Here is a 21,535-nt window from a genome sequence, read left to right as displayed (position 1 = left end):
CGGTTGGCATCCATGTGGATGCCAACCGCCCTTCGGTTCTTAATGCCCACCGCATTGGACCCGGCTTCGTGGCTTGCACCTTGCCCCGGGCCCGGAACCCCGCCCCCGGGGATCGGAGCCTGCTGGCTTGCCCTAGTGTGTTTCCGGCCAGTCCAGTTCGTTGATTCGTGCGGCAATGCCCGCGTGCATAGTGCGCAGTCCCGCACGTGGCACCGCGACCTCGATGATCCGCCGGATACCGGGGCTCTGCAGCACGTCCCTGAGTTCCTCGACGGTGTCCACGGACAGGTATTCCCAACCGTAGGCAGCGGCCAACGGCTGGATCCGGACCCGGTGCGGGGTGGCAAAGAGCCGTTCGACAGCATTGGCATAGCGTCCGGATTCCTCGACTGCACCGTGTTCGAGAGTCGAGAAGATGGCTCCGCCGGAGTCATTCAGGATCACCACGTCCATCTCTGGTTCAGGTTCACCCTCGCCGATCAGCAGACCTCCGACATCATGCAGGAACGTCACGTCCCCGACCAGTAGCGTGGTCTTTCGGCTCCCACGCGCTAGGGCGATACCCGTGGCGGTGGCGACGGTGCCGTCGATCCCGGCCAGGCCGCGATTCGCATACACCACGGCCGCGGCACCCTCCGCCGGTGATCCGCAGAGGTCTGCATCGCGGATGACATTGGAGGAGCCCAGAACCAGGTTTCCGCGGGACAGCTCCCAGACAACGCTGGCGACCAGGGGGCCGTTCAGTCCGCCGGTTGCGTCGATGGATTCCCTGATGCTCTTCTCCGCCTGCCGGCCCAGCTGCTGCCAATGCCCCAGCCAGCCCGCGGGAGGGAACCCGGCGAACTCCACCAGTTCGGCAGGGTCGGCGATGGGCTGCTCGCGCCTGCGCCCTGCTTCGAACCACGGGGCGGGGGCCGGCGACCACAGTGCCGAGGCGATCTCCGGGTTGCCCAGGAGCAGGCCCACCGGCCGGCTCAGCGTCGGTCGGCCGAAGAGGACCACACGTTCGATGCGTGCCAGGTGTTTGGCCAGCAGCGTTCGGTAGGGGCCAATGGCGTTGGGGCCGAAGCGTGCGTTGGAACTCGGCTCGGCAAAAAGCGGCAGGCCCAGGGCCCGTGCGAAGTCCTCGGCTTCTGCTCCTGCCCCGTGACCCGCAACCACCACGGTTCGATGCTCGGCCGCCGGCGCGTGGTTCCTCCATCCGGGGTCCAGATTCGCGGTGATGGCGACGGGCGGATGGGACACATTGGCACCGAAATCCGGCAGCTTGTCCCCCGGGGCCGGAACCAGCGGATCGCGGAAAGCGACATTGATCTGCACCGGGCCAGGAGCAACCGTTTCGGATCCGCGCGCGGAAGCCAGGGCGGCCGCGAGCAGGGATTCCGGGTTCGCACCAGCCGGGATGGTGACGCTTCCGCGGACGTGGGCTCCGAACAGATCCACCTGGTTGGTGGTCTGGTTGGCGCCGGTTCCATGTAATTCGGTGGGTCGGTCGGCCGAAAGCACCAGCAGCCTGGCTCCGACGTGGTTTGCCTCCATGACTGAGGGCAGCAGCTCCCCCACGGCGGTTCCCGAGGTCGTCACCACCGGCACCGGGGCACTGCTTGCCAGGCTGAGCCCCAGCGCAGTGAATCCTGCCCCGCGTTCGTCGATGCGCACATGCAGCCGAATGGTGCCCGCTGCCTCGGCCTCAGCAAGGGCGTAGGCCAGCGGGGCGCTGCGCGATCCGGGGCAGATCACCACATCGCGAACCCCGTGGTTCTGGAGTGCGGCCAGCAACAGACGGGCAACGTCAATGGAGGCGAGTTCGGGGACGGAATCAGTTGGCATGCCTTCCATCCTAATTCCGTCCCCGACCGGGCCTCGACCGGCTTCGAATGTCGGGCAAGACAAAAGGCCCTCGGTCCAAACGGCGGCAAACCGTTGGGACCGAGAGCCTTTTTGGGCCGAAGGGCTTCAGCTACCTACTTGTTCTTCCCGTTCCCCTTGGCCGAGGAGAAGACCTGGACCACCGAGGGACGCGGACCGTAGACCTCGCCGCGCTTGGCCTTGGAAGGGCTGAGCACGTAGTCGGGGAAGAAGGACGTCGGGTCCTGGAAGGTGCCGTTCTCGCCCGGGTGCTGGACGGCGACGAAGACCGAGCCGTCGCGGTCGTGGATCAGCGGTCCGCAGGTTTCCGCACCGGCCGGGACGGCCAGGAACTGCTCGACACGCCCGCGCTCCGCGCCGGTCAACGTGACCTTGTGCAGGGCGTCGCAGTAGCCGATGGTGCCCGGCTGGCCGTCGGTGGAGATCCAAAGGTTGCCCTTGGAGTCGAATGCCAGGTTGTCCGGGCAGGAGATCGGCGAGACCTTGTCCTTCGGGTAACCCGAGAAGTAGGTGCTTTCGTCCTTGGACGGGTCGCCGGCCACCAGCAGGATGTTCCAGGCGAATTCGGTGGCCGTCGCGTCGTTGTTGCGCTCGGTCAGTTCGATGACGTGGCCGTCGCGGTTCTTGGTCCGCGGGTTCGCCTCGTCGACTGTCGCCTTGCCGGTGGTGTCGCGCTGGGTGTTGTTGGTCAGCGCGATGTACAGCTTTCCGGTGACAGGGTTCGGCTCGACGTCCTCGGGACGGTCCATCTTGGTGGCACCGACCTTGTCGCCCGCCAGGCGGGTATAGACGAGAACTTCCTCAACGCTCATGCCCGGAACCATGGAGGCGCCGTCCTTGACCAGCGGAATCCAGCTGCCCGAGCCGTCGAAGGCGCCATCGGTTGGCACTGCCGCCGAGCCGTCGATCTGGGCAGCCGGGGAATTGCCGGAGAACTTGGCAACGTAGAGGTTGCCCTCGGAGAGCAGCGTCATGTTGTGCTTGCGGTCCCCACGGCGGTACTTGGCCTTGGAAACGAACTTGTAGACATAGTCGAAGCGCTCGTCGTCGCCCGAGTAGGCGACGACTCGTCCGTCATCGGCGATCCGCACGTTGGCGCCCTCGTGCTTGAAGCGGCCCAGCGCGGTGTGCTTCACCGGGGTGGAGGTCGGGTTCTGCGGGTCGATCTCCACGATCCAGCCGAAGCGGTTGATCTCGTTCTCGTAGCCCGGGTTGCGGGCCGAGAAGCGAGGGTCCACGTCTTCCCAGCCGCGTTCGGTCGCCACATCGGACAGCCCGTAGCGCGCATCGGATGCCGAACCGGTGCCGCGGAAGTACTGGTTGAAGTTCTCCTCGCCGGAGAGCACGGTGCCCCACGGGGTGGTGCCGCCGGCGCAATTGTTCAGGGTGCCCAGAACCGTGCGTCCCTCCGGGTCCGCAACGGTCTTGAGCAGGTCCGAGCCGGCCGCCGGGCCGTCGACCGCAAAGGGCGTGGTGGCGGTGATGCGGCGGTTGCGCTCGCCCCCGCGGACGTAGCTCCAGGGCGTGCCGCTCTTGACGCGCTTGACCTCGACCACGGAGAAGCCGTGGGCGGCCATGGCAATCTTCGCGGCCTCGGCCTTGTTGGCCGCGAACCAATCGGGTTCGAACATCAGGTCTTCGTTGGTGTATTCGTGGTTTGCCACCAGCACGCCGGAGCGTCCCGAGTACTTGTCCACGATGATGTTCAGGTAGTCGTTGTTGTAGCCGAACTGGCCGGTCTGGCGCTTTTCGCTCTGTGCGTTGATGTCGAATTGCGCGGTGTTGTTGAACAGCGGGTCGCCCCAGCGGATGATCGTCGCCCAGTCGTAGCCCTCGGGAACGGTGACGGCATCGACGGTGCGCGGCACCGGGGCAATGGCCTTGAATGCCAGCTTGCCGCCGCCCTTCGGGGCAACGAGGGTGTCGGCTTGGGCGGCGGTTGCGCCAACCGTTTCGACGCCGACGACCAACGCAGCAGACGCAACGGCCCCAAGACCCAAGATGGAGCGGCGGCTCAGTGCGGCATCGGCAATGTCCCGGAAGTAGCTGTTGTCACTGGTGTTGCAGACGTCCTTGGCGCACGCGTTGCCGCACTTGAAGTGGCAGGTTGCGGCATCGCGGTTGCCGCGGGTGTGGCCGAGCATGGGAAGGAAAGTACGTGTGAGGCTCATGGTTTTCTCCGTGCAACGCTATCGAGTGGATTACTTCGATTCCAGCGTTCCAGCGCCCGGTGAGCGGCTGGCCGCCGAAAGGTTAACGGCGGGCAACGGTCAGGCGTCGACTTCGACCTTTTGGGTTGAATTGTGAGGTGCGTCTCGCACAGGAGCCTTGCCGGGCTGCGTCCACGCGTGGTCAGGTGCCGTGGCTAGTCGGTGCTCCGCTGCAGTTCCTCGAGGCAGCCGGCCAGCCGCTGGCGCCACCAGGTACGGCGTTCGGTCCCGACCGCATGCCTGCGCAGCAGCCGGGGGTCGGCGGCGATGTCCCGCAACTGCAGGGATCCGTTGACGGCGATGAACCTGTCGGTGGTGATGTCGGAGGAAAAGAGCGAGCCGGTTGCCAGCCCGCAGGCATAGGGCAGCTCGGGAAGCGCGGCCGCCAGGGCGGCACCCTGGCGCAATCCGATGGAAGTGTCCAGTGCCGAGGAAACCACCGCCGGCAGTCCGGCGTCCCGCACGATGTCGATGGCCCGGCGGACCCCGCCCAGCGGCTGCGCCTTGATGACGATCAGGTCCGCGGCCCCCGCCCGGGCCACCGCCAGCGGGTCGGATTCCTTGCGCACCGATTCATCCGCGGCAATCAGGATCCCGAGTCCGCGTCGCTGCACTTCTGCTCGCACGCGTGCCAATCCCCCGATGCCGGGAACCGGCTGCTCGGCGTATTGCAGCGAGAAGCCGGCCAGCGCCTCCAGCGCCTCCATCGCCGCTTCATGGTCCCACCCGGCGTTGGCATCGATGCGGATTGCCGCCTCGGGCAGCAACCGGCGGACCTCCGCCACGCGAGCTACATCCTGGGAGAGGTCCTGGCCCTTTTCGGCGACCTTGACCTTGATGGTGTGCGTTGCGTCGTAGGAGGCCAGGACGGCCTCTACCCGTTCCGGGCCCACTGCCGGAAGCGTGGCGTTGACCGGAACGCTTCCGCGCACCGGTTCCGGATAGCCTTCCCAGGCCGCTTCGATGGCCGAGCGCAGCCATGAAGATGCCTCCGGGGCCCCGTATTCCAGGAAGGGCGAGAACTCGCCCCAGCCGGCTGGCCCCTCAAACAGCATGGCCTCGCGGTGCCGCACCCCACGGAATTGCACGGTCATGGGCAATGACACCACGTGCGAGGCGTCGAGGAGTTCGTCAAGGTCGGGCAGCTGGTTCATGGTTTCCAGCCTATCCGGCGCAGCACCCGGGCAGTTCGCCGCCGTTTGCGCCCTCCACCGTGGAACCCGGGCACCTGAAGGACCCATTTGGCCCGGCGTCGCGGTGGGACAAAGCCCACGTTCCGGACCCACAGCGAGGAAATTGTGAAATCCTAATGACAATGAATCCCACCGTCCAGCAATCACCGACAGCCGCTCCGCGCCGTGCCTTGTGGCCCTGGTATGGCGCCCTGCTGCTTCTGGCTGCCGCATTTTGGGCGTGCTACAGCTTCTTCGTCACGACGAAACTGGGGCAGTGGATCGACGAAGCCGCGCTCCGGGGCGGAGAGGCATTCCTGGCTGCGGACAAGACCCGTGGCCCGGCACTGGCGTTCCTGGACCACATGCCCGCGGCATCGGCCCTTCTGGCCGCCGGGTTCATCCTCTTTGCCCTGGTGCGCCGGCACGACTTCGTCCGTCCGATCGTGGCCGGGGCGTTGTTGCTGGGCTCCGCAGGATCCACCCAGCTGCTCAAGCATGTGGTGCTGGAGCGGCCGGACCTGAACATCTCGGAGGCGTCGATGAATTCGTTCCCCTCCGGCCACACCACCTTTGCCGCCGCCGCCATGGCCACGATCTTCATTGTCACCCCGGTCGCGCACCGCCCCCTGCTGGCCTTGCTGGGATGGGGCTATGCCGCGGTTGCCGGGGCCTCCACCTTGGTGCTGGGCTGGCACCGTCCCAGCGACGTGATTGCGGCCTACCTGGTGGTGGCCTGGTGGAGCGTGCTGGCGGGATTGTTCCTGCGCCACGCGCACGGCAGCTCCGCGGCACCGGCGACGACCGGCAACCAGACGCGTGCGGCACCGGAGAGAATACTGCGCTTCCTGGCGATCCTCGGGATACCAATGGCAGCAGGTGCCCTCGCCCTGGCGGTGGCGATGCCGCACCCGGCCATCGGCACCGTGGGCAATGTGCAGCTACTGCTGTTCCTGGCTGTGGGACTGGCCCTGGTTCTGGGCACCGCCATGGTTGCGGGCCAGTTCGTCCACGTGCTCTTTGCGCGTTACGGGGCGCCCATTCGCCGGCGGTTCGTGCGCGGGATGAAGTAGCCGAAGATCCCTGCCCCCAGCAGCGCAACCCCGCCAATGGCCCAGATCCCGGCACCCAGGGTCGCAGAGGCCACGAGGGCCGCCAGCACCACCGGCCCGGCCATCGCCCCGGAGTCCGACATCAGTCGCCACAGCCCCAGGAACTTCGCCCTGCCGGCCACCGGAGAATAGTCGGCGCCGAGGGTCATGACGATGCCCGAACCGATCCCGTTGCCGAAACCCAGCAGCATGGCCACCGCCATCATCGCCGGCACGCCGTGGGTCATCGGCAGCAGGAACAAGGCCACTCCCATCACCACCATGCACGGCACCGCGATCCACACACGGCCTCGCTTGTCCATGACCTTGCCCGCGGGGTAGAAGATCAGCATGTCGATGGCTCCGGAGATCCCGTAGATCAGCGAGATGGTGGCGGCGTCCAACCCGAGGTTTTCACCCCACAGCGGGAGGACTACCTGGCGGGTTGAGCGCACCGCGGTGATGCACACGATGCCCAGCCCGATCCCCGACAGGATCCTCCATTGGTCCTTTGCGATGCTCCACATGGATCCGCCGGCGCGGCTTTGGCCGGCTTCCAACGGAGCGCGTGATGCCAGCTCCGGGATCCGGAAGCAGACGACCATCGCGATGAACATCGCTGCCATGCCCACCCAGTAGGCCCCCGCGATCCCCAGCCATTTCATGGCCAGCGTTGCAGCAAAGGGCCCGATGAACACACCGATGCGCATCACCCCGCCCAGTGTCGACATGGCCCTGGCCCGGAATGCCAAGGGGACCGCTTCGGCCAGATACGTTTGCCTGGCCAGATTGAAGACGGCACCGGCCATGCCCAGCATGGTGACGCCCACGGCAAACAAGCCAAGGTTGGAGGGCACGATGCCCAACACCATGCCCAGGGATGCCCAGCCTGCGGCAAAGACCATGGCCAGGCGCTCGCCGAATCTCGTCGTCAACATCGCGGCCGGGATGTTGGAGAGCAGGGCTCCGACGCCCACAAGGGTGACGATCAGGGCGGAAGTGGCCAGGTTGGCCCCGCGATCCAGGGCCGACAGCGCAATGATGGGCGTGACGGCACCGAGTCCCAGCCCGTACAGCAGGGAAGGTGAGTACACTTTCACCGCGATCCGACGCAGGTTGAAAGGTTCCTCACTCATGCATTCATCCTACGCAACCGGCTATGGCAATAATTCACGCAGTCGTTGCAGGAAGATCGACGATTGTTCAGGTCCGTAGGGCATCCAATCCAACTGGAACGCGGTGGGATCAACCCGACCGGCCGGCCAGGACGCCACGATTTCCTCGCCCTCCCGGAGCGCGGCCCGCATTTCCCGCAGTTGCCTGCCGATGAAGTCCACGTCCACCACATTGCCGTGGCCCGGAACGATCACCGTGTCTGGCCGGCATTCCCGTTCGAGCCGTTCCAGCAGCTCCGCCCAGAGAAACGGATCGGCGTCCTCGAAGTTTGGCGGGCCGCCCTCCTCCACCAGGTCGCCAGTGAACAGGATCCGGCCGCAGCGCACCAGCAGGTCCCCGGCGGTATGCCCGCGCCCCAGCCCGAAGACTTCCAGGCTCGTGCCGCCAAGATCCAGTGTTGCACCGGCTTCCCCGATGATCCGGGAGGGCACCACGATGTTTGAGTAGGGCCCTTGGCGCAGGGCCATTTCCGGTTCCAGGAAGCGCACGAGCTGGCGTTCCTCGTCGCCGTGTCCGCGCAAGTGCTCCGCCGCAGCTGCACTGGCGTGGAAATCCTCCACGCCGTGGGCGGCAAAGTAGCTGTTTCCGAAGACGTGGTCGCCGTGGGCATGGGTGTTGATCACGAGCAGCGGCAGGTCGGTGATCCGGCGAACCGCGGCATACAGCCCTGCGGCCTCGCGCGGACCGGAACCGGTATCGATGACTACTGCCCGCTCCTCCCCCACGATGAGCCCGGAGTTCATGGAGAAGCCGTGGTTGAGCATCCGCCAGCAATGTGGATCGAGTTGTTCCACCTTGGGCGCTAGTGGTTTCATCATGGCGGGATCCCACTTTCTCGGTGCCGGTCACAGCCGGTGTTTCGGTGCTATCCACATTCTGCACGAAAAGGCACCCGGGCAAAATCAAGTCCCCGGGGACCGATCGCCGGTTACCGGGGAACTCTGTTGCATGGCCCAAAGGGGCCGGTGCTAGGGGACGGTGATCTTGATCTTGCCGAAGGGGACGTTCTCGTCCACGAAGGCTTGTTCCGAGTGGCCCCCTAGCCCGCGGATGTGAACGCCGTATTTGCCTTCGGCCATTGATTCCTTGAAAATCGGCATCACGGTTTCCACGTGGAGTTCGTCTTTGCCTACAAGGTAGTGCTCGTATTCAGCAGGTAGCTTGTCCATGGCATCAGGATAGTAGGTCGACGCCCCTTTCAATAGGGGGGCGGGGAAACAGAACAACACGTCAGCCAGCCAAAGCGGGTTCGGAACGCTATAGCTCTCCCGGCATCCGCTTCCACTGGAGCAGCTGCACATGCACGAGCGCCCGCGGCAACAGGTTTATCAAGATCCTGTTGCCGCGGGCCCTCGTTTCGCCGCAGGTTGCTGCACTCCCCCCTTACAGGTCAGCGAGCACCGATGCCGGGTTTTCCATGGCGTCGGCTACGAAGCGCAGGAATCCTGCCGCCGTGCCCCCGTCGCAGACCCGGTGGTCGAAGGCCAGCGTGAGCTCGGTGACCTTGCGAACCGCCAGCTCGCCGTCAACGACCCACGGCTTGTCAATGATCCGTCCAACCCCCAGGATCGCGACCTCCGGGTAGTTGATGATGGCGGCCGAACCGTCGACCCCGAAGACCCCGTAGTTGTTGAGCGTGAACGTGCCGCTGGTGAGCTCGGCGACCGTGGCCTTGCCCGAACGGGTGACCTCGGTGAGCCGGGCCAGTTCGGCATGCAGGCCGCGGGCACTGACCTGCTGGGCATTGCGGATGGCCGGAACCATCAGACCACGATCTGTCTGCGCCGCGATGCCCAGGTTGATCCCGTCAAAGCCGATGATCTCGGCGTCCCCTTGGGCGTTGTGCTCAAGGCGGGTGTTCAGCGCAGGATACTTTTGCAGTCCCGCCACCACGAAACGGGCAATGAATGCCAGGATTCCCGGGGTGTTCTCCGGGTCGGTGGACTTCATCGCCGCACGCATCTGCAGCAGGTTCGTCGCATCCACGTCCACCCACACCGTCGCCTCGGGAATTTCGCTCCGCGATCGGGCCATGGCCTGGGCGATGGTCTTGCGCACGCCGCTGATCGGGGTCCTGGAGGAAATTGCCAGGCCCGAACGCGCGTCGAGTTCGCCCCGGGTCGCGGGGGCGGCAGGAGCGGCCGCCACCGGTGCAGCGGCGGGCACCGGGGTGGAACCGGGTTCCGGCACTGGCGCGGCCACGCCGGCTGCCTCGATGTCGGAGCGCAGGATCAGGCCGTTGGCACCGCTGCCGGTGACCGTGGCTATGTCGATGCCGCGGTCCCTGGCGAGCTTCCGGACCAAGGGTGAGATGACCAGCGGGGCTATTCTTGGCTCGGCAACCTCTGGCCGTTCCGGGATCGCAGGGGCGGTGGCTTCGGCCGGGCCGGAGCGCGGGCGGCGCTTGCGCGCCTTGGCGGAGAGTCCGTCCGGGGTTCCGTAGCCGATGAGCACGTTGCCCGAGCCTTCGGCAGCGGGCTCCTTGGCGCCTGCCTGTTCCTCGTCCCTGTAGCTCTGGGCGACTTCGCGCACCGGCGTGGTGGGCCGGGGCGCAGGGGCGGCGACCGGCGCCGGGGCGCCTTCCTCGAGCACGGAGAACAGCGGGGCATCGACCAAGACCATCTCGCCGACCCTGCCATGGAGCTCATGCACGGTTCCGGCGTAGGGGCTGGGCACTTCCACCATGGACTTCGCGGTTTCGACTTCCGCGATGGGCTGGTCGATGACGATGGTGTCTCCGACGGCGACCAGCCACTTCACCAGCTCGGCCTCGGCCAGGCCCTCGCCGAGGTCCGGCAGCAAAAAGGTTTTCACGCTCATGCCTTTTCCTCCCATTGCAACGCATCCACGGCATCCAGGATGCGGTCCACGGATGGCAAGTAGTACTTTTCCAGTTTTGGTGCAGGGTACGGGGTGTCGAACCCGGTCACGCGCAGCACCGGTGCCGCGAGCGAGTGGAAGCACCGTTCCTGGATCCGGGCGACGATTTCGCTGGATACCGAGGCGAAGCCAGGTGCCTCGGCGATGACCACCGCCCGTCCGGTCTTGCGCACCGATGCGCAGATCGTTGCGTCATCCAGCGGCACGATGGTGCGCACGTCGATGACCTCGAGGTTGCGGCCCTCCAGTGCGGCGGCCTCCGCGGCGGCCATGGCGGTGGACACCGAGGGACCGTAGGCAATCAGTGTGGCGTCGGTTCCGGTGCGCGCGACGGCTGCCCGTCCCTCGGTCGGGGGTACTGCGGCGGTCTCGTGCGAGAGCCGCAGGGCGTCCAAGTCGACCTGTTCCTTGGTCCAGTACAGCTTCTTGGGTTCCATGAAGATGACCGGGTCCGGGGAGTCGATGGCTTCGCGCAGCATCAGGTAGGCGTCCCCGACGGTGGCCGGGGTGAACACCTTCAGTCCAGGGGTGTGCGCGTAGTAGCTTTCGGAGGAGTCGCAGTGGTGCTCCACTCCCCCGATGCCGCCGGCGTAGGGGATGCGGATGACCATCGGCATCGCCATCCTGCCCTTGGTCCGGTTGTGCATCTTGGCCACGTGCGAGGCGATCTGCTCGAAGGCCGGGTAGGCAAAGGCATCGAACTGCATTTCGATGACCGGGCGCATGCCGTTCATGGCCATGCCGATGGCCATGCCGACAATGCCCGATTCGGCCAGGGGCGTGTCGAAGCAGCGCTGGGTGCCGAAGCGCTTGGTCAGCCCGTCGGTGATGCGGAAGACCCCGCCGAGGACCCCGACGTCCTCGCCGAAGACCAGGACCGAATCCTCCCGTGCCATGGAGTCTGCCAGTGCGGTGTTCAGCGCCTTGGCGAAGGTCACCGGCTGGGTTCCGGTCTCTGCGGTGCGTGCAGCGGCGGCTGCCGTGGCAGCACTGACGTTGGCGGCCGAAGCCGTGGTTGCCGTGGCGCTCATTTTGCGTCCTCCTCGCGGGCGAGTTCGTCGGCGAGCAGTGCTGCCTGCTCGGACAATTGGGTGGTGGGCGTGGAATAGACGTGGGCGAAGAGGTCGGCCGGATCCGGGGTGTTTTCCGAGTTCATGCCGTCGCGCAGCGACTGCGCCACTGCTTCGGCACTTGCGGTGATCCGCGCTTCGGTGGCCTCGGGCAGCAGGCCTGCCTCCTGGAGATAGCTGCGCATCCGGGTGACCGGGTCCTTGGCCATCCAACCCTGGACCTCCGCGTCTTCGCGGTAGCGGGTGGCGTCGTCGGCGTTGGTGTGTGCCTGCATCCGGTAGGTGTGGGCCTCGACCAGCAGCGGGCCATTGCCCTCGCGGGCCAGGCGCACCGCGCGTCCCAGGACCGCCAACAGCGCCACCAGGTCGTTGCCGTCAACGCGCTCGCCGGCCATGCCGTAGCCGACCGCCTTGTGTGCCAGGGACGGCGCCACCGACTGCTGGGAGAGCGGAACGGAGATCGCGTATTGGTTGTTCTGCACGAAGAAAATGACGGGCAGGTTAAAGACCGCGGCAAAGTTCAGGGCCTCGTGGAAGTCGCCTTCGCTGGTTGCCCCGTCGCCGCACATGGCCATGACGACCGTATCCTCGCCGCGCAGCTTGGCGGCGTGGGCGACGCCCACCGCGTGCAACAGCTGCGTGGTCAGCGGGGTGGACTGGATGGAGACCTTGTACTGCTTGGGGTCGTATCCGCTGTGCCAGTCCCCGCGGAACCCTGCCATCACCTCCATGGGCGCCACTCCCTTGGCCATGACGGCCACGGTGTCCCGGTAGGTGGGGAACATCCAGTCGTCCTCCCCCAGGCACAAGGCGGCGGCAACCTGGGCGGCTTCCTGACCATGGCTGGAGGGATAGACGGCCATGCGGCCCTGGCGCACCAGAGCGGAGTTCTGGTCATTGACGCGGCGTCCGATGACCAACTGTTCGTACGCATCCACCAGGGCCTTGGGGCTGGGCAACGGGTATTCGTGACCGGGCTCCGCACCCTGTTCCCCGGCCGGGTGCAGCTTGCCGTTGATGTCAAGCATGTGGATTTCGGTTCGCGCGGGCAGCATGTAGTCCTCGGGTGTAATCCCGAACTTGCTGCTCACCTGCTCAATTGCTTCGCGCGCGTCGGTGTTTGTCACGGGTCACGCCTTTCTGGTGTGCGGTGGGACGCGGGTGTCGGGCCAGCCCGTCGTTGCGTCAGTTCTTGCCTTAAGTATCGGTATTTTCGATGAAATGTATCCAGCTTCTTGGACTATTCTGGAAAACTGCGCATGGGATCGTTATTCTTGGAGACGGATTGAAAGTGTGACCGTCGCTACATGCCGGTTTTTGGACAAAGTGGAAAGAGGCATTTGATGGAGACTCCCTCGGTTCGTCTGGATGAGGTGGATCGGCGCATTCTGGAGGAGCTCACCAAGGACGGCCGCCAATCGGTGACCACTGTCGCGCAAAAGGTCCACGTCTCCCGCGCGCATGCCTATTCCCGAATCAACCGCCTGCAGGACGAAGGGGTCATCACCCGGTACACCGCGGTTGTCGACCCGCTTCGCGCGGGCCTGCGCGCCAGCGCCTACGTGACCCTGAAACTGCGCCAGCACTCTTGGCGGGAGATGCGCGAGCGGCTCGCCGCAATGCCCGAGGTACACCACGTGGGCTTGGTCGGCGGCAACTTCGACGTAATTCTCTTGGTCAGGGCGCGGGACAATGTCGATCTGCGACGGGTTATCTTCGACCAGCTGCAATCCATGCCAGGGGTGCTGGACACCCAGACCTTCCTGATCTTCGAGGACGTCGACACCCGCTGATCCGCCCCGGGCACAATTCCGGCCACCGGCCGATCCCCGCGCCCCACGCCCCGCGCCCCGCACCGGTGGTACGTTCGGTATGTCGGCTGTGACCGGCGCCGGACTGCGCCTCGGGAAGCAGCGAGGCAGCAGTTCCCCATCCCGCCAAGGAGTGCGCCGTGCCCAGTCTTGCCAGTCGGATGATGCCGCCGATCTTGACCGCGCTCGGATACCGGCGCCGCTTCGCCAGCGCCCAGGCGACTTCCGATCTGGTAGCAGCGCGGCGATTGCGCCCCCGCCCCTATGGACCCCCGCGCATTCTTCCCCGCGGCGTGGGCGTCAGCGTGGACCAAGATCACGGATGGCCTCTCTACACGGTTTTCCCCTCCGGTGCGGAGCCACGGGGACAAATCGTTTATGTCCACGGAGGAGCCTGGATCAACCAGATTGCCCTTCAGCATTGGCAACTCGTCGCCGAACTCGCCGCCACCACGGGATCCCGGGTGCTGGTCCCCATCTACCCGCTGGCGCCGCAGGGAACCGCCGCGACGGTGGTCCCGCAGGTCGCCGACCTGCTCAAGCGCCTCGCCGCCAGTGACGGAGCGGAAAACGTGTCGGTTGTCGGCGACTCTGCCGGCGGCCAAATTGCGCTTGCCGCCGCACTGCTGCTCCGCGATGCACACGTGGCCCTCGCCCACACGGTACTGATCGCCCCGGCCCTGGACCTGAGCCTGAGTAATCCGGTCATCGACGCACTCGAGCCGAACGACCCGTGGCTGGTCCGCCCCGGCCTGCGGGCCGCCGTGGAACTTTGGCGTGGAGAACTCCCGTTGGACAATCCCATCGTCTCTCCGTTGTTCGGTGAGATGGCCGGGCTCGGTCCGCTCGCGGTGTTTGCCGGCACCCGCGACATCACCCATCCGGACTGCGAGCTGCTGGTTTCCAAGGCGCGTGCGGCCGGTGTGGCCACCGAGTTCCACGAGGCACCGGGCATGGTGCATGTCTATCCATTGTTGCCAATCCCGGAGGGACGGCAGGCCAGGCGGATCATGGCGCGGCTGTTGCGCGGCGGACAGGACATTCTCACGGCACCCGGCAGCGTTCCGCCGGCCGACTGACATCGGGATTCACGGCTCCCTGCCCGCCGCGGCGGCGGAAATGCAAGGATGAAGCGATGGAACCAAACATTGACTCGTTTCTTGGCGGACCGAGGGCCAGGCGCATGTGCCTGGAACTCGCGATGGAACTTGACCCGGAGATCCGGCATGCCGTGTTCGAGCTGGCCAATGTCCTTGACCCAGGGCGAGGGATTTCGTGGGTGATGTTGGCGGATGGTTCCAACAACATTGTCGTTCCCCTTTCTCCCGCCTCGCCCACTCGGCTGGCTGCAGCAATTGCCACCCTCGACCTCACCGATCTCGACGAGGCCCCGTTGCAGGCCGCCCTTGAGCGGGCGGTAGCCAACGCCAGGTACTGGCAGGAACCAGACGGGGAAGACAAGCTCGCCACCCTTCCAGCCGTCCGAGCCGCCTTCGAGTCCCTGGCGGAACATGTCCTGAAGGCCCTGGCGCTGCAGTCCAACGGAGGACTTCGCCGGCGGGAACAGTGGGCCATCGACTGGCGATCGCCGGATGACCCCGCCCCGCTGGATAAGGACCCGCTCCAAGCCCTGGCAAAGTGGGCCTGCAACGCACGCGCCGAGGAGGAACGGGCCGCGCGCGAACGCCCGAGCGACCTGCACGCCAACTGGTCCGGGGAGTGGTGGTCGATCCCGCAGGGGCTTGTCCACACCGTCGGGCAGGTCCCGGCGGGGTTCAACCTCGTGGAGGACTACTTTGGATGGGACGAGGCGACAGCCATCCCGGTTCGCGGAGTAGGGCGCACCTTCGAGATTCGCGCCGCGGATGACTGGGTATCCCTGTGTCGCATCCATCCACTCGAGGTCACCGCCTCCCGACGGCACGACTGGTTCCGCTGCACAGGACGCGACGGGCCCTGGGTGATCCCGGACTGGGAACGAGTCGCGCAGGAGTGGGACGCCGTGCACCTGACGACCCAGGGGTATCTCGGCCTTGCGGGCCGTGCCCTGGACGTGGACACCGACACGGCGTCGGTCATCGCCGGCTGGGACCCCGACAGCACCTTCTGGCTCTCGGATGTAGCGCGTGAATGGGAGGGTCCACGGCAGTCGTGGCACCGCGCACCCGGCGGCGCCGACTGGATCCGCGTTCCATAGCGGGCCGGCTTTGCCACGCCCGCGGGTCTCGACACCCATTGCCATACGTCCCGGCACCATGGCGCCCGCTGCCGGGAGCGTGGGAGGGCGAAGCGGAGTCGGCCACGGCGCGGCGGTTGCGCGGCGGGCATGGGTTCGCTGTACCCGGCAGGTAGCATCTGCAGGAAGATGCCCTGACAACAAAGGATGTTCCCCATGAGTGAGCGGCAGTTCCCGAAGACGGCCGCTGAATCTCCGTCCCGGCTGCGGAGCAAGCCCGGCTTTGGCGTGCTGATGCGATCGGTGGCGTTCGGCGCGTTCGCCACCGGCATCCTCAATGTCGCCGACGACCTGGTCGCCATCTACGCCCTGAACGCGACGGCAACCCAGATCGGCCTGCTCAATGCCGCGGGGGCCGCCGCCTTTTTGTTCCTGGCCATCCCGGCCGGGATCATGCTCGATCGCGTAGATCGGATCAAGACCATGATGTGGGCCCAATTGGCGGCGGGGCTGGCGATTTTCTCGGTGCCGCTGAGCTGGTCGTTGGGTGCGTTGACCTACCCACAGTTGGTGCTGGTTTCATTCCTTGTCGGAGTGGCGGGCATGTTGTGGGGCATGGGCGCAGGATCCGCCCTACCGGGCATCGTGGGGCGAGACCTGGCATCGACGGCCTTTGCCCGCAAGGAAACCGTTGAAACCTCGATGGGGATCATTTCCCCCGGGTTGGCCGGTGTGCTGGTCGCTGTCATATCCGCACCGTTCACCCTGATCGTGGCCGGGACAGCAAACCTGCTCGCCGCGGGCACATTGCTTTGGGGCTTTCGCAAGAAGACGGGGAACTCTCCTCCCCCTATCATTTCGGCGGCGCGGGTCGGCTTCAGGGAGTCCTTCGGCCAGGGGCTTCACTTCACCCTCAAGCACCCCACCATACGTGCCCTGGTCGCCTCTTCCGCGATCAGCAGCATGGGCTTGGCGTTCGGGTCGGCGTTGGAAACGCTGTACTTCGTCAAGGTCCTGGGCTTCAGCCCCCAAACCATTGGGCTGGTCATCTCGACCATTGCCGTCGGTGGATTGCTGGGTTCCCTGGTGGTTCCAGTGCTCGTGGAAAAGCTGGGCGAGTACAGGGTCTTGGCGCTGTCCATCCTGTTCCTGCCGCTGGCCGTCGCGTTGGTTCCCCTGGCTGGACTTGCCACTACCGGAGCCATCGTGCTGGTGATCTGCCACTCGGTGCTCTACAACGCGCTGATGGTCTCCTACAACGCAACTGCCTATGGCCTGCTGGCCAAGTTCACCCCGGAGGAGATGATGGGGCGACAGCAGGGATTTCGGCTGGTTTTCACCATGGGTCCGGTGCCGGTCCTTGGCATCGTGGGCGGTTTGGCGGGCGATGCCATCGGGCTTCAGCCGGCAATGTGGATCTGGGTGGGGTTGACGGCGTGTGCCGGCCTGCCATTGCTCTCATTCTTGAAAAATCGGGGCCGACGGAACCATGGGTCGTCCTAGGCATTGTCCCCGGGTTCAAAGGCAAAGACATCGGTCAGCGGCACTCCGAATGCCTCGGAAATGAGGAATGCCGTTTCCAGCGACGGCGAATACTTGGCCTGCTCGATTGCGATGATGGTTTGCCTGGTGACACCGACCTTTTCCGCAAGCTCCGCCTGGGTCATATTGTCGCGCCCCGCGCGCAGCGCCCGCATGGAATTACTCAGGCGACGGCGTCTCACCCTGCCGGAATGCCGCGTCGGTAGCCGTTGATCTGGACGGCCGCGCCGCCGAGGAAGGAAAGCCCCAGCCCGGCAAAGACTGCCGATGCGATCCAAAAATGATCGCTCCCGTTGAAGGCCAAGGCTAGGACGACCACGCAAGCCATCAGCAGGATCCCGAATTTGGTCTGGTCGGCGCGCCGGACGATGTCGCGATCCCGCTCGTCCGGTCCCATATTTGTGCCGGCGTTCCTTTTCAACAGCACCGCGCGCGTCACCCAAATCGGCACGACGATCAGGAACATGCAGCCGATCATGGGAAATGAAAAGGGCTGGTCGCCTGCAAGGCTACCGTCCAGGATCCGCAACAGCACGACAACGGCAAAAGCCAGCATGCCGAGCCCCGCAGAAGCCACCGTCACCCACGCGACCCTTTCTCCATCAGACACGTCTACCCGCTCCTCATTGTCAAAAATTCTTTACTTCGGAGCGTATGTCGGGGACTACCCCATGTAAAGCATTTTTGACATCTGCGGGCGAAAGAACCAGTTCGAACGCGGTCGCGATCGATCTGATGGAAGGTTTCGCCCGAATGCAGGCTGGAGCCAATACACGGGTTGGGCGTCCCCGCTTGGCGGGGACGCCCAACAAAGAATCCGGGGAGCTTAGCCCTTGAATGCAGGCTTCCGCTTTTCCTGGAAGGCCAGGAACCCCTCCGCGTAGTCCTCCGTCGCGCACAGATCCGCCTGGGCCTGGTTCTCATTGGCCATCGATTCCCACAGTCCCAGACGGGCGTCGCGGATCTCTGCCACGAGTTCCTTGGAGGCCCGGAAGGCGCCGGTGGCACCGGAGGCGACCTTGGCGACGATGCCGCGCGTGGTCTCGAGCAATTCATCGGCGGGCATGGCCCGGGAGAAGAGCCCGGAGGCCACCGCGTCGGCGCCGCTGATCAGTTCCGCGGTGTAGATCAGATCCAGCGTGCGGTGCGTGCCCAGTCGCTCGGTGAACAGCCAGTGCCCGCCCGAGTCCAGGGTCGCCCCCAAGTTGGCGAAGGGCGAGCCGATCTTGGCGTTCTGCGCCACGTAGACCACGTCGGTGGCAATGGCCAGGCCCAGCCCGACCCCGAGGCAGGCCCCTTGCACCGCGGCGAAGGTGGGCGCAGGGAAGGAAGACATCTTGGCCAGCAGCGGCTGCACCGTGCCCCCGAGGTATCCCATGACATCATCGTCGGCCGGAACCACGCCCGAGATGTCACGTCCGGCGCAGAAGCCGCGGCCCTCGCCGCGCAGCAGCAGGGCGCGCACCTCGCCGGTCTCCACACCTTCGGCGGCCTTGTCGTAGGCCGCACCGAGTTCCGCCAGGGCGGCCTCGTTCAGGGAATTCATCTTCTCCGGGGCGTTAAGCACAATCTCTGCCACCCCGCCGGTGATGTTCAGTTCAATCATGTTGGTCCGTGTCTCTCCGGTTTTAGGTCCTATGCCAAGGATCCACCCGCTCCCGCGGATGGATCCTTGCGATGTGGTTTGCGTCTTAGGCGTCGTAGTCGACCAGGACGCGATCGGTGGTGGGCCGCGACTGGCAGGTGAGCACGTAGCCCCGCTCGATTTCGTCAGGTTCCAGGGCGTAGTTCTCGTCCATGTCCACGCTACCCTCGACGACCTTGGCGCGGCAGGTGCCGCAGACGCCGCCGGCGCAGGCGAACGGGACGTCCGGGCGGACGCGCAGCGCGGCGTTGAGGATGGTCTCGCGGGCGTGAACGGGGCTCTTGACCTCGCCCTGCAGGCCATCGAGCTTGAACTCGATTTGGTAGGTCTCGTCGGATTCGTCGATGACGACAGGACGGCCGATGTTGCCTTCGGGGCGGGTGGGCTCCCCGGTGGTGAACAGCTCAAAGCGGACCTTGTCCGCCGGGACGCCCTGGGCGGCCAGGTTGTCGCGCACCAGCTGGACCAGCTCGAAGGGGCCACAGAGGAACCATTCGTCGACCTGGTCGGTGCGGATGACCGAGCCCAGCAGCTTGTTCAGCTTCTCCGCGTCAATGCGGCCCGAGAGCAGCGGGGAGATCCGCTGTTCGCGGGAGAGCACGTGGTGCAGGGCGAAGCGTGCCGGGTAGCGGTCCTTGAGGTCCGCCAGCTCCTCCAGGAACATCACGTCCATGGCTGCCTTGTTCGCATAGACAAGGTCGAAGTGGACGTTCTGGTTCGCGGCCAGCACCGTGCGGGCGATGGCCATGACCGGGGTGATGCCCGATCCGGCGGCCACGGCCACGAAGGTGTCCTCGGTTTCCACATCGATGTCATCGGGGTCGTTCAACCCGTTCATCTTGTGCTTGGAGATGAAGCCGCCGGTGGGGCTCATGACATCCATGGTGTCACCGGCGGCCAGGGACTCGTTGGCCCAGGTGGAGAAGATGCCGCCGATGTCGCGCTTGATGGCGACGCGGATTTCCCCGGCGGTCGGTTCGGCGCAAATGGAATAGCTGCGGCGCAGCTCCACGAGGTTGCCCTCGGCGTCCTCAAGTTCCTTGCGCAGGGCCACATACTGGCCCGGGACGTAGTCGTATTGGCCGGCCAGTTCTGACGGGACCTCGAAGGTGACCTCGATGGCGTCGGCGGTGAGCCGGCGGACCTCGGAGACCTCCAGGGTGTGGAACGTGGTCCGGCGGCGGCCCGGGATCTCGGGGTCAATGCCGTCGTTGGCCGGCAGGGCGGCAGTCGTGTCTGTCATGAGAGCACCTTGAAGTAGTCGAAGGGTTCCAGGCAGTCCTTGCATTGGTACATGGACTTGCACGAGGTGGAACCGAAGCGGGAAAGTTCCTTGGTATTGAGCGAGTGGCATTGCGGGCACTTCACGCCCAGGCCCAGGGTCACCGGCCCGCGGTGGCCGGTGCCCGTGGGCGGGGCAATGCCGTAGGCCTGGAGCTTGGCCTTGCCCGACTCGGTCATCCAGTCGGTGCTCCATGCCGGGGAAAGGACCAGGTTGACGCGGACCGAGTCGAATCCGGAATCCTTGAAGACGGTTCCGAGGTCCTCGGTGATTGCGTCCATCGCCGGGCATCCCGAATACGTGGGGGTGATGGTGACGACCACGGTGTCGCCCTGAAGCTCCACGTCCCGCAGGATCCCCAGGTCCGCGATGGTGAGCACCGGGATCTCGGGGTCGGTCACCCGTGCGGCGATCTCGCGCAGCTCGGTGATGGTGGCAATCATTTTCTCTCGTCCTTTGCTTACCAGGTGGCGCCGGGGTGCTTGCGCGCCAGGACCTGCATTTCGGCCAGAATGAAGCCGAGGTGTTCGGAGTGTTCGCCGCGCCGGCCGCGGGCCATGGCGAAGGGAACCGTGGGGAGCTCGAGTTCGGCGTCCTTCAAGACGGCGGTGATTTCTTCTTCCCACGCGGCGCGCAGCGAAGAGGGTGCCACTGCGACATCGCCCAGGGCTGCGTGCAGTTCCTCGTCCTCGAACATCTCCCCCACGTAGGGCCACAGCACCTCCAGGGCGTGGCGCATGCGGCGTGCCGATTCCTCGGTGCCGATGCCCAGGCGCAGGGTCCAGGCGATGGCGTGGTCGCGGTGGTAGTCGACCTCCTTGACGGCCTTGGCGGAAATTGCCGCGATCGTCGGATCGGCCGAGTCCAGCAGCGCCGTGTAAAGCAGGTGCTGGTAGATGGAGATGATCAGCTGGCGCACGATGGTCACGCCGAAGTCGCCGTTAGGTTGTTCGACGATGTGCAGCGATCGGAAGTCCTCCTCCTCGCGCCAGTAGGCCAGGTCGTCCTCGGTCTTGCCCCAGGCCTTGGCGGCGTAGGAGAGGAAGGAGCGGGCGTGGCCCAGCTGATCCAGGGCGATATTGCCCAGGGCGATGTCTTCCTCGATCTCCGGTCCGCGGGAGATCCAGTGCGAGAGGCGCTGGGCGAGGATCAGGGCGTCGTCGCCCAGCCGCAGGGCGTACTCCGCGACCTGCTCGCCGGGCTTGGCAGGCTGGATGGCAATGTCCTCGGGGCGCAGGGCGTTGCCCGGGGTGACGCGGGTGGCCGAGGCCGAGGTGTCGCCGAAGCTGTCCAGGGAGTGGTCTGTCTCGTGTGCGCTCACAGGTGCTTCACGCCCTCGGACTTGGTGTAGTACGTGGCATGGCGGTAGTCCTTGCCCTGCGGGGACTCAAAGTACATGCCCTTGGCGTCGGGGTCCGAGGCGATGATGTCGCTGCTGGCCACGACCCAGAGGGAGACGCCCTCGTTGCGTCGGGTGTACAGGTCGCGGGCGTTCTTTAGCGCCATCTCCGCATCCGGGGCGTGCAGGGATCCTGCATGGACGTGCGAGAGCCCGCGGGAGGAGCGGACAAATACTTCCCAGAGCGGCCAGGTGCCTTCTGTTTCGGTCAT

The 21,535-nt window shown here is 65.8% G+C and carries 21 protein-coding genes; 5 read left to right on the top strand and 16 right to left on the bottom strand.

Features of this window, described 5'->3' with window-relative positions; genetic code table 11:
* Nucleotides 1-132: 132 nt before the first annotated feature.
* The 3 genes from menD to OIU93_RS17830 form a co-directional block, all read right to left on the bottom strand.
* Nucleotides 133-1,830 (bottom strand): 2-succinyl-5-enolpyruvyl-6-hydroxy-3-cyclohexene-1-carboxylic-acid synthase, encoded by a 1,698-nt coding sequence (menD, locus tag OIU93_RS17840; RefSeq protein WP_264271411.1) that lies wholly within the window; start codon nt 1,828-1,830, stop codon nt 133-135.
* Between the two features lie 134 nt (nt 1,831-1,964).
* A complete protein-coding gene (locus OIU93_RS17835) occupies nt 1,965-4,040 on the bottom strand; it encodes a PhoX family phosphatase (protein ID WP_264271410.1) in 2,076 nt (691 codons plus the stop codon).
* A gap of 194 nt (nt 4,041-4,234) precedes the next feature.
* Nucleotides 4,235-5,233 (bottom strand): o-succinylbenzoate synthase, encoded by a 999-nt coding sequence (locus tag OIU93_RS17830; RefSeq protein WP_264271409.1) that lies wholly within the window; start codon nt 5,231-5,233, stop codon nt 4,235-4,237.
* A gap of 155 nt (nt 5,234-5,388) precedes the next feature.
* On the opposite strand from OIU93_RS17830, the gene OIU93_RS17825 reads away from it, so the two are divergent.
* Nucleotides 5,389-6,324, top strand: a complete 936-nt coding sequence (locus OIU93_RS17825) for a phosphatase PAP2 family protein (protein WP_264271408.1) — start codon at nt 5,389-5,391, stop codon at nt 6,322-6,324.
* Here the strand turns inward: OIU93_RS17825 and OIU93_RS17820 are convergent.
* From OIU93_RS17820 to OIU93_RS17795, 6 genes are all read right to left on the bottom strand, one after another.
* On the bottom strand, nt 6,279-7,478 hold the full coding sequence (locus OIU93_RS17820; protein WP_264271407.1) for an MFS transporter: 1,200 nt from the start codon (nt 7,476-7,478) through the stop codon (nt 6,279-6,281). The two genes, OIU93_RS17825 and OIU93_RS17820, sit on opposite strands and share 46 nt — an antisense overlap.
* Before the next feature lie 21 nt (nt 7,479-7,499).
* Nucleotides 7,500-8,336 (bottom strand): MBL fold metallo-hydrolase, encoded by an 837-nt coding sequence (locus tag OIU93_RS17815; RefSeq protein WP_264271406.1) that lies wholly within the window; start codon nt 8,334-8,336, stop codon nt 7,500-7,502.
* A 150-nt stretch (nt 8,337-8,486) separates the two neighbouring features.
* Nucleotides 8,487-8,687: a hypothetical protein gene (locus OIU93_RS17810; RefSeq protein WP_264271405.1), complete on the bottom strand. Its 201-nt coding sequence runs from the start codon at nt 8,685-8,687 to the stop codon at nt 8,487-8,489.
* Between the two features lie 214 nt (nt 8,688-8,901).
* On the bottom strand, nt 8,902-10,338 hold the full coding sequence (locus OIU93_RS17805) for a dihydrolipoamide acetyltransferase family protein (RefSeq protein ID WP_264271404.1): 1,437 nt from the start codon (nt 10,336-10,338) through the stop codon (nt 8,902-8,904).
* Nucleotides 10,335-11,429 carry an alpha-ketoacid dehydrogenase subunit beta gene (locus OIU93_RS17800; RefSeq protein ID WP_264271403.1) on the bottom strand — a complete coding sequence of 365 codons (1,095 nt, stop codon included), beginning with the start codon at nt 11,427-11,429 and terminating at the stop codon, nt 10,335-10,337. The genes OIU93_RS17805 and OIU93_RS17800 overlap by 4 nt, the downstream gene beginning before the upstream one ends.
* Nucleotides 11,426-12,595, bottom strand: coding sequence for a thiamine pyrophosphate-dependent enzyme (locus OIU93_RS17795; RefSeq protein WP_264271402.1), 1,170 nt, complete (start codon nt 12,593-12,595; stop codon nt 11,426-11,428). Before OIU93_RS17795 ends, OIU93_RS17800 begins: the two co-directional genes overlap by 4 nt.
* A 216-nt stretch (nt 12,596-12,811) precedes the next feature.
* Here OIU93_RS17795 and OIU93_RS17790 point away from each other — a divergent pair, with 216 nt between their 5' ends.
* The 4 genes from OIU93_RS17790 to OIU93_RS17775 all read left to right on the top strand — a co-directional run bounded on the left by OIU93_RS17790 (nt 12,812) and on the right by OIU93_RS17775 (nt 16,958).
* Nucleotides 12,812-13,261, top strand: coding sequence for an Lrp/AsnC family transcriptional regulator (locus OIU93_RS17790; protein ID WP_264271401.1), 450 nt, complete (start codon nt 12,812-12,814; stop codon nt 13,259-13,261).
* Nucleotides 13,262-13,419: 158 nt separating this feature from the next.
* Nucleotides 13,420-14,358, top strand: a complete 939-nt coding sequence (locus OIU93_RS17785) for an alpha/beta hydrolase fold domain-containing protein (protein ID WP_264271400.1) — start codon at nt 13,420-13,422, stop codon at nt 14,356-14,358.
* Between the two features lie 56 nt (nt 14,359-14,414).
* The gene (locus OIU93_RS17780; protein ID WP_264271399.1) at nt 14,415-15,476 is read left to right on the top strand and encodes a hypothetical protein; all 1,062 of its coding nucleotides are present in this window, start codon (nt 14,415-14,417) and stop codon (nt 15,474-15,476) included.
* 195 nt (nt 15,477-15,671) lie between these two features.
* Nucleotides 15,672-16,958 carry an MFS transporter gene (locus OIU93_RS17775; protein WP_264271398.1) on the top strand — a complete coding sequence of 429 codons (1,287 nt, stop codon included), beginning with the start codon at nt 15,672-15,674 and terminating at the stop codon, nt 16,956-16,958.
* Here the strand turns inward: OIU93_RS17775 and OIU93_RS17770 are convergent.
* From OIU93_RS17770 to paaB, 7 genes are all read right to left on the bottom strand, one after another.
* Nucleotides 16,955-17,152: a helix-turn-helix transcriptional regulator gene (locus tag OIU93_RS17770; protein ID WP_264271397.1), complete on the bottom strand. Its 198-nt coding sequence runs from the start codon at nt 17,150-17,152 to the stop codon at nt 16,955-16,957. The genes OIU93_RS17775 and OIU93_RS17770 overlap by 4 nt on opposite strands.
* A 23-nt stretch (nt 17,153-17,175) precedes the next feature.
* Nucleotides 17,176-17,607: a hypothetical protein gene (locus OIU93_RS17765; protein WP_264271396.1), complete on the bottom strand. Its 432-nt coding sequence runs from the start codon at nt 17,605-17,607 to the stop codon at nt 17,176-17,178.
* A 216-nt stretch (nt 17,608-17,823) separates the two neighbouring features.
* Nucleotides 17,824-18,603, bottom strand: coding sequence for an enoyl-CoA hydratase/isomerase family protein (locus OIU93_RS17760; RefSeq protein ID WP_264271395.1), 780 nt, complete (start codon nt 18,601-18,603; stop codon nt 17,824-17,826).
* Nucleotides 18,604-18,688: 85 nt separating this feature from the next.
* The gene (gene paaE, locus OIU93_RS17755) at nt 18,689-19,885 is read right to left on the bottom strand and encodes a 1,2-phenylacetyl-CoA epoxidase subunit PaaE (RefSeq protein WP_264271394.1); all 1,197 of its coding nucleotides are present in this window, start codon (nt 19,883-19,885) and stop codon (nt 18,689-18,691) included.
* A complete protein-coding gene (paaD, locus tag OIU93_RS17750; protein WP_264271393.1) occupies nt 19,882-20,367 on the bottom strand; it encodes a 1,2-phenylacetyl-CoA epoxidase subunit PaaD in 486 nt (161 codons plus the stop codon). The genes paaE and paaD overlap by 4 nt, the downstream gene beginning before the upstream one ends.
* A 17-nt stretch (nt 20,368-20,384) precedes the next feature.
* Nucleotides 20,385-21,245, bottom strand: coding sequence for a 1,2-phenylacetyl-CoA epoxidase subunit PaaC (gene paaC / locus OIU93_RS17745; RefSeq protein ID WP_264271392.1), 861 nt, complete (start codon nt 21,243-21,245; stop codon nt 20,385-20,387).
* Entirely contained in the window at nt 21,242-21,535 is a 294-nt protein-coding gene (paaB, locus tag OIU93_RS17740) for a 1,2-phenylacetyl-CoA epoxidase subunit PaaB (protein WP_264271391.1), read from the bottom strand. Before paaB ends, paaC begins: the two co-directional genes overlap by 4 nt.

The sequence above is a fragment of the Paeniglutamicibacter sp. ZC-3 genome (assembly GCF_025847175.2).
GTDB lineage: Bacteria > Actinomycetota > Actinomycetes > Actinomycetales > Micrococcaceae > Paeniglutamicibacter > Paeniglutamicibacter sulfureus.
This window is presented reverse-complemented; position numbering and strand designations above follow the sequence as displayed.

Coding starts and splice junctions, on each gene's coding strand:
- OIU93_RS17790 (WP_264271401.1), top strand. CDS start 12,812: ATGGAGACTCCCTCGGTTCGTCTGGATGAGGTGGATCGGCGCATTCTG.
- OIU93_RS17810 (WP_264271405.1), bottom strand. CDS start 8,687: ATGGACAAGCTACCTGCTGAATACGAGCACTACCTTGTAGGCAAAGAC.
- OIU93_RS17760 (WP_264271395.1), bottom strand. CDS start 18,603: ATGATTGAACTGAACATCACCGGCGGGGTGGCAGAGATTGTGCTTAAC.
- menD (WP_264271411.1), bottom strand. CDS start 1,830: ATGCCAACTGATTCCGTCCCCGAACTCGCCTCCATTGACGTTGCCCGT.
- paaD (WP_264271393.1), bottom strand. CDS start 20,367: ATGATTGCCACCATCACCGAGCTGCGCGAGATCGCCGCACGGGTGACC.
- paaE (WP_264271394.1), bottom strand. CDS start 19,885: ATGACAGACACGACTGCCGCCCTGCCGGCCAACGACGGCATTGACCCC.
- OIU93_RS17775 (WP_264271398.1), top strand. CDS start 15,672: ATGAGTGAGCGGCAGTTCCCGAAGACGGCCGCTGAATCTCCGTCCCGG.
- OIU93_RS17780 (WP_264271399.1), top strand. CDS start 14,415: ATGGAACCAAACATTGACTCGTTTCTTGGCGGACCGAGGGCCAGGCGC.
- OIU93_RS17830 (WP_264271409.1), bottom strand. CDS start 5,233: ATGAACCAGCTGCCCGACCTTGACGAACTCCTCGACGCCTCGCACGTG.
- OIU93_RS17805 (WP_264271404.1), bottom strand. CDS start 10,338: ATGAGCGTGAAAACCTTTTTGCTGCCGGACCTCGGCGAGGGCCTGGCC.
- OIU93_RS17770 (WP_264271397.1), bottom strand. CDS start 17,152: ATGCGGGCGCTGCGCGCGGGGCGCGACAATATGACCCAGGCGGAGCTT.
- paaB (WP_264271391.1), bottom strand. CDS start 21,535: ATGACCGAAACAGAAGGCACCTGGCCGCTCTGGGAAGTATTTGTCCGC.
- OIU93_RS17815 (WP_264271406.1), bottom strand. CDS start 8,336: ATGATGAAACCACTAGCGCCCAAGGTGGAACAACTCGATCCACATTGC.
- OIU93_RS17820 (WP_264271407.1), bottom strand. CDS start 7,478: ATGAGTGAGGAACCTTTCAACCTGCGTCGGATCGCGGTGAAAGTGTAC.
- OIU93_RS17835 (WP_264271410.1), bottom strand. CDS start 4,040: ATGAGCCTCACACGTACTTTCCTTCCCATGCTCGGCCACACCCGCGGC.
- OIU93_RS17800 (WP_264271403.1), bottom strand. CDS start 11,429: ATGAGCGCCACGGCAACCACGGCTTCGGCCGCCAACGTCAGTGCTGCC.
- OIU93_RS17825 (WP_264271408.1), top strand. CDS start 5,389: ATGACAATGAATCCCACCGTCCAGCAATCACCGACAGCCGCTCCGCGC.